5 protein-coding genes and 5 pseudogenes are annotated in these 11,133 nt (G+C 33.3%); 4 read left to right on the forward strand and 6 right to left on the reverse strand.

Annotated features, from left to right (window positions below; translation table 11 throughout):
- Positions 1-22 precede the first annotated feature (22 nt).
- The gene (locus OM967_RS01465) at positions 23-472 is read left to right on the forward strand and encodes a hypothetical protein (protein ID WP_211908246.1); all 450 of its coding nucleotides are present in this window, start codon (positions 23-25) and stop codon (positions 470-472) included.
- A gap of 962 nt (positions 473-1,434) precedes the next feature.
- On the opposite strand, the gene OM967_RS01470 is transcribed toward OM967_RS01465, so the two are convergent.
- From OM967_RS01470 to wmk, 5 genes and pseudogenes are all read right to left on the reverse strand, one after another.
- Positions 1,435-3,105 carry a hypothetical protein gene (locus OM967_RS01470; protein WP_264337445.1) on the reverse strand — a complete coding sequence of 557 codons (1,671 nt, stop codon included), beginning with the start codon at positions 3,103-3,105 and terminating at the stop codon, positions 1,435-1,437.
- A gap of 150 nt (positions 3,106-3,255) precedes the next feature.
- A pseudogene (locus OM967_RS01475) lies at positions 3,256-3,897 on the reverse strand (P-loop NTPase family protein); the annotation flags it as partial.
- Positions 3,848-4,300: pseudogene (locus OM967_RS01480) on the reverse strand (hypothetical protein); the annotation flags it as partial. The pseudogenes OM967_RS01480 and OM967_RS01475, both read right to left, overlap by 50 nt.
- A gap of 106 nt (positions 4,301-4,406) precedes the next feature.
- Positions 4,407-5,062, reverse strand: a pseudogene (locus OM967_RS01485) (JAB domain-containing protein).
- 169 nt (positions 5,063-5,231) lie between these two features.
- Positions 5,232-6,134 carry a WO male-killing family protein Wmk gene (gene wmk, locus OM967_RS01490; protein WP_264337447.1) on the reverse strand — a complete coding sequence of 301 codons (903 nt, stop codon included), beginning with the start codon at positions 6,132-6,134 and terminating at the stop codon, positions 5,232-5,234.
- Between the two features lie 113 nt (positions 6,135-6,247).
- Here wmk and OM967_RS01495 point away from each other — a divergent pair.
- The 3 genes and pseudogenes from OM967_RS01495 to OM967_RS01505 all read left to right on the forward strand — a co-directional run.
- Positions 6,248-6,787 (forward strand): annotated as a pseudogene (locus OM967_RS01495) (Rpn family recombination-promoting nuclease/putative transposase); the annotation flags it as partial.
- Positions 6,788-7,238: 451 nt separating this feature from the next.
- Entirely contained in the window at positions 7,239-9,002 is a 1,764-nt protein-coding gene (gene ltrA, locus OM967_RS01500; protein WP_264337448.1) for a group II intron reverse transcriptase/maturase, read from the forward strand.
- 95 nt (positions 9,003-9,097) lie between these two features.
- Positions 9,098-9,418, forward strand: a pseudogene (locus OM967_RS01505) (Rpn family recombination-promoting nuclease/putative transposase); the annotation flags it as partial.
- Here the strand turns inward: OM967_RS01505 and tnpC are convergent.
- Positions 9,415-10,767, reverse strand: coding sequence for an IS66 family transposase (tnpC, locus tag OM967_RS01510; RefSeq protein ID WP_264337407.1), 1,353 nt, complete (start codon positions 10,765-10,767; stop codon positions 9,415-9,417). The pseudogene OM967_RS01505 and the gene tnpC overlap by 4 nt on opposite strands.
- Positions 10,768-11,133 lie beyond the last annotated feature (366 nt).

Genomic DNA, 11,133 nt, shown 5'->3' on the forward strand with positions numbered 1-11,133 from the left:
ATTAAACATAATAAGTTAATAAATGTTGCTCGTTCCATCCACTGAGCTATCTCAGCCTAAGATACTACATTTGCATATTATAAATAACTCAATCTACATAAATAACATTCAAATTATCAGTAAGCATTCAGTAGCACGCCTTGGTATTATGCACGTTTTGTTAGCTCAGTTTTGGCAGGATTTCAAAAGCGGATTGCCAGCAGAAAAATATAAGTTCCTTAATATCAATCAACTAGGAGAGCACTTGGGTTTTAATTCAGAAATTCACAATTTAGAGTACAAGATTAGAAGGCCACTAAATAGAATGATTAAAGCAATAAAAGAAATTTTATCCAAAGAGCTTGGTGCAAATTGTAACGACGTTATTGAAAACATTGGCTGGCCAGGATATTCTTGCAAAGACCATGGTTATCGTCTCAATCCTTTTATACTTTCTTTAGGTGCTGCTAAGTCTACAGGACGTTTTTTGTAGCAATTTACTTGAGTTAATCTCAAAACTCTAACTTATTCATCTCTTATAATGGATTACATTCATATAGAGTTTGTATGCCTTTTATTCGCGTTTTTAGCGGTATTATAGAGGCTCTTTAGTATAAGATAGAAACAACAAACCTAAACTCATAAAATGCTTTAAAATACTGTATTTGCTTCTTTTTATTTTTGTATCTTTAATCAGTAGTTTATAGTAAGGTAGAAAAGGAAAACAAGGCCTTCAACACAAAGCATTCCGTCTCGCAGTCGCTTCTGTTCTTTGCCGTTCATCTGGTTTATTATTTTGAAAAAATATTTTACAACGAATAAAAAACGTGATAAGCTAGGCAAGGGTTTCTTTTACAAAGATAAAAGTTTAAAGCAAAAGAAATGCCTCGTAATTGAGTTTTAAGCTATCCTACACGAGCAACTTAGGTCTCAGTGATCAAATTGTACCATGAAGTCGTAAAATCCCTTTAAAACCGCACTAATTGCAATTATCTCTAAATTGTATCTTTTTCATAAAATCTAAGTAATGTTTTGCAGTGGTCTTTTTGATCTTCCTTCTTTTTGATAATTTTTATTTGTAGTTTATATATTTATTTTATTTATTATTTATTACTATTGTTATTATATATATATAATATATAAGGGTTTTAGGAATGGTAAAATCAGCCATATTAGCTCACTTTAAGTATGTAGTTACTAGGAATGCTTTTAGGAATGTAGGTCAAAAAGTCTAGGTTTTATGCAGGTTTTAGCTTCCTTGATTTCTAACTGTTTAGTGAATAACCCAGGAATCAGGAATGTAATTCAACCATTTGATGTCTTATCCCTTTTTAATTGAAATCATAGCTTATAATAGGTTGTAGTTTCTGGCTCCAAAGTTAATATTTTTGATTAAGTAGATTGAATAAAAAAATAGATTAAACTCTAAGATATTTAAAGAGCATACCAGTGTTTTTAATGTAAATGTTCATGTGGTTCCATAGATAATCTCTGTTTTTTGATTCTATCTGTCCATTTATCATTTTCTATATCTTGTTTATTGGTTGCTTGTTTTTCTTGTTCAATAATTGCCTTATCTACCTTCTTATGAATTGCATCAATTGCATTAATCGCACCTTTTTTTTCGCATATTTCTCTTTTCCCTTCAATAATTAAATTGGTAAAAATATTTACAACACACTGGACTTGATTATGATCAACCTCACCTTTTATCAAAGAAGGTAAAGATTCTAATTCCATTACATGTTGATCTATATTACTTTCTATACCTTCGCTATTCATCAACTTTATTATTTTATCATCAAACTCTTTCAATACTTCTGGTGCTATTTTACCTTGAAAGAAAAGCCCTAAATTATCTGCTACTTCACTTATTAATAACTCTCTATTTTCTTTATTATCTTCCAATTTAGCATAATCACTTAATAGATCCATAACTGCAGATACTCTGACTTCAATAATATCATCAACATCTTCACCCCCTAGAGTAACTCCTGATCCCAATAACCTCCCTCTGAGATTTTTCCTTAAAAGATTGATGAACTCTTCATTTGCATCTGATCCTGTGGTTGATATCGTACCATCTAAATGGTTACTTACTTTAATTTGAGTACCTAAGACATGCTCTATTTGTATTTTTGTCTCATATTTAAACCCTAATTCTGCACAGAATTTCTGAAAATATTCTTTAATAATGTCAAACAAGGTCTTGCCATTATCTTTATAGTTTTCCAACTCTTTAGGAATAGTAAGTGATAATTTACCATCTCTGTATGTTACAAAGTCTTCACCATCACAAGATTCAATTATAAATTCCAATGAACTGGACAGATTACATATTTTATCTCCATGCATATGATCTTTGACAGAAAGTATTGGTAGCTTCATGTTAGATCTAATTCTTACATTATTTTGGTTAGCACAATCAATGTTTATTACTTTTTTAGGATTTTCTACTATGAACGACTGTCCAAGTGCAAGTTGGGTTTGTATAAATGGAGCAGCCTCATACCCAGCTTGATTACAATTGGTGACTAGCTCTTCTAAAATAGCATCACTTGGAACTTCTGCCCCAGCGTATCTAAACATTTTTTTGAAAACTTTTTTTGCAAAGGAACGGTAATCCTTGTTTTCATCTCTCTCTATAGGTAGTAGATCGGTATACTCTTGACCAGCATTGTAAAATTCTTCAAATTCTTTCTTATATGAATCAGTTTTTTGATTATCAGCAGTTTCAGGATTTTCGCAATGATCCTTCCACAACTCGCCAAATGCATCTTGTACAAGCTCTTTCTCAATATCTTTAAGTACTGAAGCAACAAATGCTTTGCCATGATCCGTATCTATTTCTCTTGTTCCTTTTTTGTTAAATATTTCGTCATTATATATATCATCACTATTAAAAAGTTCGCTTCTGCGGTACTTAGCTCCTTCCTTAAATGCAATAATAAAATTTTTATCTATTTCTTTTCCGTTAATAATAAAATTCATCCTTTGAAAATCTAAGAACATTGTTTCACCGGAATTCGCTAATTTATTATCTTGATTTGTTCTTAATTTACTAAAATTGAATTCTTTAGCTGTAGCCTTTAATCTAACTACTGGATTCTTCTTTGCCTCTTTCATGATTAACACCTTACTATAAATATGCTGTAAGTTGTATCATATAATGATAAATAATTTGATAATATATTAAGAAAACTGATAGTATATTTTAGAATCCCTATTTATAGTATTTTAAACCTGTATGAGGGATTTGTAAATAAAGATAGAGACTTATAAGCTTTGTCTACAGCTAAAATCTTCAGCTCCAGGAGTGAATTTTCCTATACCACAAGCAAATGGTCCTGTTATAACGTCAAGCCACTTATCTTCTCTTGAACCTTTAGACATTCCTTTTACTAATTGTTTTGCCTGTAAAAGCTCCTGCACCACACGTTCTAATCTATCTCTTCCCATACTGTGAAAGATTTCAGGTAGCCTATGCCGTTGTTTATATACTCCTGTGCTTCCTGTATGAGTAAATGGATGTCCTGCAATAGCAGATCGTTTAATTGCATTGATAAGGTATATCTTAAGACTTTTATCACTAATGTCTTTAACTTTTAATTGTGCCGTTATATCTTCTAGTAGTCCTGTTTCTTGATTTCTTAGGTAAGTACGTACAGTGCGATCAGCTAACCCATTTGCTTTAACAACTGCCCCGGAAAATAAAGCATTTTGTCTTGGAGTCTCACCCATTGACCTAAAGATTTCTTGCTTAGCTGTATCTTCTATTGGCCAAAAAGCATATGAACATCTAACACCATTAACAAGGGCAGAGGTACCTCTAATTGCATCTCTTGCTTGCTCAACAGTTAGTATAGGTTTTTCTCCTTTTGGTTTTCTCATATGGTGAGCAGTAATAATTGAAGCTCCATTCTCCATCATTACATGCATTTAGCCTTGCTCCAGAAGCTAGTACTTTGTCTATAACTTTGTGCAATTCATTTACGTTTTTTGCTTCTACTATAGAACTCTTAAACCAGCTCAGCTTCTCTGTATTTGGCTTTATTTTTTGCAAAGCTGAGGCAAATGGATTTTTATCTTCTTGATCACTTACAGGTTTTGTGCCATATATATAATCAAGTCCTTTTCCATAGTTGATTTTGTTTTCGCGAACGTTTCTGCTAGGGAAAGGCATTGTATCTTCCAGTTTTATCTCCTTCTGGCTATTAATTTTACTCACAAATTTAGACTGCTCTATATCAACGCTTTCAAGAGCACCAAATATTTTCTTGTGATTAACACTAGTCTTTTTATTCTGATCTTTACTAGTCATATAAACCTCATATTAAAAATACTTTTTAAGTGTACAATAAACTTTGTTATTATACATTATATTACTCATTATAAATTAATATGAGTAGATTTGTAAATACTTTCTGCTATAACAATCCGTTTTCTCTAAAGCTAAAATAACCCCCACTTGTAATGATAATATGATCAAATAATCTAACGCTTACAGTACTACATGCTGCTGCTAAGCTCTTTGTTACTTCTTGATCTTCTTCTGAAGGTTCTAAACTTCCCCCAGGGTGGTTGTGTGACATTATTACTAATGTTGCATTCTTTATTAATGCTTTTCTTGTAATTTCCTTTATGTATACTGGTGCTTTTTCCATTTCACCAATATAGGATTCTTCTCCAATTAGTTGACGCCTTTTATTCAAGTACAGTATTTTTACACATTCCCTTTCTGAGTGGCCTATACTTACGTTTAAGTACTCTACTAGCCCTTGTAAGTCCATTATTGGCTCACTTTTGAGCTTTTCTCTCAGTACCCTTTCTAGTGTTTCCTTAACGCACATAATCATTGCTACTGCAGAATCAGTTACTCCTTCTATGACTTTCAGGTCATCCATTTCTCGACCTAAAATCCTTCCTCTCCTGCATAAGTATTCACCAGATTTTTAGCAATTTCTTGAGCTTGTGGCCTTTCATGTACTGCACTTAAAAATGTTTCCATTATTTCACGATCAAGTAGTGCTTTGCCTTTGCTTTCTAATATTCTGAATTCGATTTCTTCTTTACTTTTATTCATATAATTTACCCTTCACTAACAACAAACTTTTTTTAGATATTTACTGCTGTTTTTTATCAGCATTGGCATAAAGCCATAGCTTTCGAGTGAAGTCAAATCAATTTCTCAATCTTTTTTACTTATTTTTTCATCTAAGAGTAAAGATATTAATATATACTGATTTTTTATTTTAAATCTGTTGAATTTCGCCTAAAGAGAGGCCTGTTATTTGCAAAATAATATCGGTAGAAATTCCTCCTTTCACTAAATCCTTTATCTTTTCTGCTCTTTTCACTTTCTCTTCGCAAATTTGTATGCTTTCAAACAGAGATTTCATTAGTGCATGACGTAGTTCTTGGCTTTCAATTTTTTTGTATTCTTCAATTAAATTAGGTACCACTTTATCATCTGCATCCTCTGTTAGTTCAAGTAGGTCCATGATATTAATCGATAACGCCTTTGCTATCTCATATAATCTTCCCAGTGGAACAGCAGTTCTTCCTTGTTCATAGTTGCTTATTTCATCACGTGTTGTACTCATTTTCTTTGCTAAATCCTTCTGAGTATATTCCCGCACTAGTCTCCATTCTTTTATCTTCTTTCCTATTTTGCAGTATATAGAACCTATTTTTTCTTCAACACATTCATCAGCAGAGAGGCCAATTACTTGTGAAACAATATCAACAGAAATCCCTGCTTTAACCAGGCCCTTTGCAATTTTTACTTTCTCTGCTTTTTTACTACTTTTCTCACCAACTCGGGTAAATTTTGTTAGCAAGTAAAACACCTTGCGCAACTCTTGATCATTAATCGTTTTATATTTTCTTACTAGATTTAATATTTTCTCTCCCTCATCTTCAAAACAGATTTTTTCATTTGATACAGGAATTAGGTCTACAATACCAATCGACAATATCTCTGCTATAGCATACAATTTTTCAATCGAAATTTTACGTGTTCCTTTTTCATATTGTAGTACTATTTGATACGTTACGCCAATTTTTCCCGCTAAATCTTTTTGAGTATAACCTCGCTTTAACCTCCAGCTCCTTACTTTTTCTGCTATCTGATACCTTGTAGAGATATTTGCCATAAATATTATATGGGTTAATACTATCAAATAAAGATATACAAAATGTTTGCATTTTAGTTGAATATTTCTTCACAATTGTGTATAATTATTAATGCTTTTTATCTTACTTTCTCATGGCTCTTTCGAAGTTTCTCGATCCAAAATTAGATTTAACATTTAAGAAAATTTTTGGTACTGAAAAAAATAAGAATATCCTTATCCATTTTTTGAATGATATCTTAGGCTTTACTGGAGTCAATTCTATTCAAGATGTTGAGTTTCTCAGCACTATTATGAACCCTGAGATTGCTTCTGATAAACAAAGCATCGTTGATGTCCTCTGTAAGAATTCTCTCGGAAATAGTTATATTGCAGAAATGCAGCTTGCTCGTGATAAAGGCTTTGAAAAACGTGCTCAACTTTATGCTGCTAAGGCTTACTCAAGACAGTCTGGCAATTACATTGATTTTAAAACTGTTTTCTTTATTGCTATTTCCAATAGTACTCTTTTCCCTTCAGATGTTTATTATATTTCCACTCATAATATACGCGATATAAAGACTAACGGACATTATTTAAAAGATTTTCAATTTGTCTTCATTGAACTACCTAAATTTACAAAAAGTAAAGTAGAGCAGTTGGAAACTACTGTTGAGAGATGGTGCTTTTTCTTTAGTGCGACCCTGAAAGTCGTGGTTTTGTGGTGGTTAAATTCCACTTTCCCTAGACATCGGGGATAATGTATATTTCACATTTTAAAGGGTGGCAACCTTTGGGATGCAAGCATGAGATAAAAGCAAGTAACACTAAACCTCATGGTGAATCCCTGCAAACAGAGTTAGATATGATTACGAGAGGAACCTATGTTTGAATTGTCGTCAAAGCATAGTATGCGAAAAGAGGTTGAACTACGCATAGACCAAAATGGTACGAAGCAAAAGGGGAACTAAAGATTGAAGACTTTAGTTATTGATGTTCCCAGCTTCCGGCAAATAGTAGGAATCTAAGTTTAACGTGAAACGAAGCCATGGAACGGAGTAACCACATAAAAGCTCTTATATTCATAAAAATATAAGTAGGTAGCCAACCACAAGCTGCTATGTGGAAGGATTGTTTAAGAAGCTAATGCCCAAAGTAATATCTGGGATACGCAGACGTAAACACTTTAATTTGGAAGGTAAAGTGGTGAATAGTAGTGAATATGTTATGGACCAGCAAAAAGCTAGGTATGAATGGAATGGAATTCCTTGGCGAAAGCTGAAGAAATCTTCATTTAAGCTACAAAAACGAATTTACCAAGCTTCTAAATGTAATGATATCAGAAAGATGCATAATCTTCAGAGATTATTACTCAAATCAACAAGTGCAAAAACACTCGCTGTTAGGAAAGTAACACAGGACAATAGGGGGAAGAAGACTGCAGGTATTGATGGAAAGGCTAATCTTAATCAAAAAGAAAGATTACAACTATCATATTCTTTAGATATAAAAGAAAAAGCAAAGCCATCAAGACGCGTCTGGATCCCAAAACCTGGTAAGCCATCGGAGCATCGCCCGCTTGGTATACCTACTATATCGTGTCGAGCAAAACAAACACTTGTAAAAATGGCTTTAGAACCAGAATGGGAGGCAAAACTTGAGCCAAACACTTATGGTTTTAGACCTGGTAGATCATGTCATGATGCAATTGAAGCCATATTTGATGTGCTAAAACAGAAAACAGCATATGTATTAGATGCTGATATTTCTGGATGTTTTGACAATATTAACCATAATAAACTGCTTGAAAAGCTCAATACCACACCAACGTTAAAGAAAATCATAAGAGGATGGTTAAGGGCAGGCGTTATGGAAGATGTAAAGTTTCAATCCACAAAACGTGGTACAATTCAAGGAGGGACGATCTCACCGTTGCTAGCTTGTGTTGCATTACACGGATTAGAGCAACATATCAAAAAAGCATTAACAAACGAACTCTTTCAATGCATGAAAAGAAAATATGGTAGGATATCGCATAAAAATGCGCAAAAGTCTATTAGTGTAATTTTCTACTGTGATGATTTTGTCGTCATACATGAAAGTGAAGAAATTATTCTTAGGGCAAATGTTCTAGTTGAAGAATGGTTAAAAACCATTGGATTAGAATTAAAGCCTTCTAAGACAAAAGTTTCTCATACATTAAAAATCATTAATGGAATAAAACCAGGATTTGATTTTCTTGGATTTTCAATAAGACAATATCCAACAAAAGAAAGTAAGAAAGGTTACAAATTATTAATAAAACCAAGTCGTAATTCTATAAAGCAGCATATATTTGCTATTAAACATAAACTTAGAGAAATGCGTGGGGCGCCACAGGAAGTAGTAATAAGGAATCTCAATCCAATCATTAGAGGGTGGAGTCAATATTACTCTTCAGTAGTTTCATGTAAAATCTTTAGCTCATTGGATAATACTATACATAGAAAGCTCTGGAAGTGGGCAGTCTTTAGGCACCCAAACAAAGGGAAATGCTGGATAAAAAGAAAATACTTTAAAAAGTATAATAACGATAACTGGCGTTTTATGACAAGTAACAAGATACATCTTATTATACACAGCGATCATGTTATTAAACGACATATCAAAGTGCAAAAAACCAGATCTCCATATGATGGTGATTGGGTTTATTGGGGTAATCGTCTTAGAGAAATACCAGATAAGCCATCAAGAGTAATAAAACTATTGAAGTTACAACAAAGTAAATGCGGTAATTGTAGACTATGGTTTGAAAGTGATGATATAATAGAAATACATCATAAAGACCGGAATAGACGAAACAATATGATCAAAAATTTATCTTTGTTACATGGGCATTGTCACGATGAATTACACAGGAGGTGTGCATGACAAGCACCAAATTAGAGAGAAGCCGTATGAGGCGCAAAGTCTCACGTACGGTTTTGAAGTCGAGTGAAGAGGGGCGACCTTCTTCACTTAGACAACAGTATGCAGAAGAAACTACGGATGAAGATTTAAGAAAAATAGCAGAAAAGTCACCAATAATAAAGCTAGCATATGATGAGTTAGATAAGTTTCATTGGAATGAAAAAGATCTTGTAGCTTATGAAGAAAGGGTAATGGATTTACAAAAAGAAGCTGCTATCTTGGAACAAAAACTTGATGATGCTAAACATGAAGGCATCCAAATCGGCCATGAAAAAGGCAGAGTGGAAGGTCGCAAAGAAAGGGATATTGAAGTAGCCAAAAACTCACTCAAGGCCGGTGTCCCTATAGATGTGTATCCGTTCAGAGGTGTGGCTTAAGAGACAATAGATAGAAGGTTTTGAAATGGATTTAACTTTTTTTGCCTCCAAGTGAGATACAGCGAAATTATCCGCTCAAGGAATCTATTCCCTCGCTCTGACTGTGCAAAATATGAATTCTTACGATGGACAACATAATGCCGTATTTGTCGCTCAACATGATTATTCGTTAATGGAATATTCTCTGGATCATCCAAAAATGTCCACATCATTGGCTCGGATTTTATAATACCCTTTACCGTTCGTGAAGCTCCTTTTGCTTCAAGTATATAAGATATTTTTATCATGCAGTACTGCATAAATCTTCGTAACTCTTTAGCTTGCTTAGTGAACTTTGAAATACTAATTTCATTTTCTGACAAAGCGTTTTTTAATGCAAATAATCCATTAGCTGCATCTTTTAAACAATGGCCAAGTCTCATTACTTCACTATTCCAGCTATGAGATAACCTCTCGAAATTTCTCAATAAGTGAGCCCAACAAATTTGTCGTTTTTCATCACTGAAGTGGTTGTAAACTGCATATCTGTCGGTAATTATCAGATTTTTGTAATCACAAAATGCACTATTCTTTAAAAACCTCATTCCTCTTGTATCTGCTAACTTCATAAGACTTGCTTTATTGTTGGCAAACATCCAGCACCATCCCAATTTGCCTTTGTTGTAGTGACTGGTTTCATCAATATGCAAAATTTCGCTTGCTTTCATTTCTTCCTCTATTTGTTCATAAGCTTCTTTACATTTTGACGAGACCCTTGCTTCGCTATTGGACACACTACCAACACTTATACTCATGTTAAAGATGTCTTTCATAATATTCGCTATTTCTCGCTTTGAATTCTTATAAAACCCACTTAGTGATGCAACTACTGACTTAACTCTAGGACCAAAGGTATCAGGTGTAACTCCTTCTGGTAATTTGCTACTCCTTCTTTTTCCACATTTACGACAGCGTCCATGTTCTAGTTGGTATTCCACTACGTAAGGTTTGATTTTTGGGAGATCAACATTCTGGTGAATATACGGTTTATTGCATACTGCAATTTCTCCGCCACATTCACAAGTATCATGTAATCTTACTCTAATTACTTCATCTGCTTCCATTTTTATCCGATAATTTCCTTTATGACCAACTTGACCGCCTATCTTCCTGCCACCCTCTGACTTATCTTCTGGTGTGTCTTTTTTTATTTTGTACAGCTCTTTTGAACTTGGTAAAGATGAATTCCTTGAGTTTAAGCCAAGTCTCTCTCTTAGTTCAGCATTCTCTATTTCTAAGATTTTATTTTTTTCTTCAAGCTTTGCTACTTTTTGCTCTAAGTTTTTATATAACTCTACAATACTGATCAACAATTGAAGCACCTAGCCTTACCTTACTATCAACATTTTCTGTTATTATTACTTTGATATATTATGTCAATTCTTTTTTATCCTTACCATACCTCTGAACGGATACATAGATGTTATAGCTCAAATTACTGGTCTCTCTCATTCTGAAATTTCACAACTCAAAGAAAAAACATAATATTCCTACTTATTCACTTTAACATTTATGTAAACCTTCTCTAAGTGAGACATATTCCCTAATTAAGAATCTAGTGAACTGTCTAAAATGGCTATAAAGATTGCACATAGAATTATATAAATTACTATCATAACGTTACCCAAACTTCTATATCAAAGCTACTTTAGTATTGGGACCATCAAACTTGCTAC

Origin of the sequence: Wolbachia endosymbiont (group B) of Dolichovespula media (genome assembly GCF_947179505.1) — a bacterium.
GTDB lineage: Bacteria > Pseudomonadota > Alphaproteobacteria > Rickettsiales > Anaplasmataceae > Wolbachia.

Coding starts and splice junctions, on each gene's coding strand:
- wmk (WP_264337447.1), bottom strand. CDS start 6,134: ATGGCAAATATCTCTACAAGGTATCAGATAGCAGAAAAAGTAAGGAGC.
- OM967_RS01465 (WP_211908246.1), top strand. CDS start 23: ATGTTGCTCGTTCCATCCACTGAGCTATCTCAGCCTAAGATACTACAT.
- ltrA (WP_264337448.1), top strand. CDS start 7,239: ATGCCCAAAGTAATATCTGGGATACGCAGACGTAAACACTTTAATTTG.
- OM967_RS01470 (WP_264337445.1), bottom strand. CDS start 3,105: ATGAAAGAGGCAAAGAAGAATCCAGTAGTTAGATTAAAGGCTACAGCT.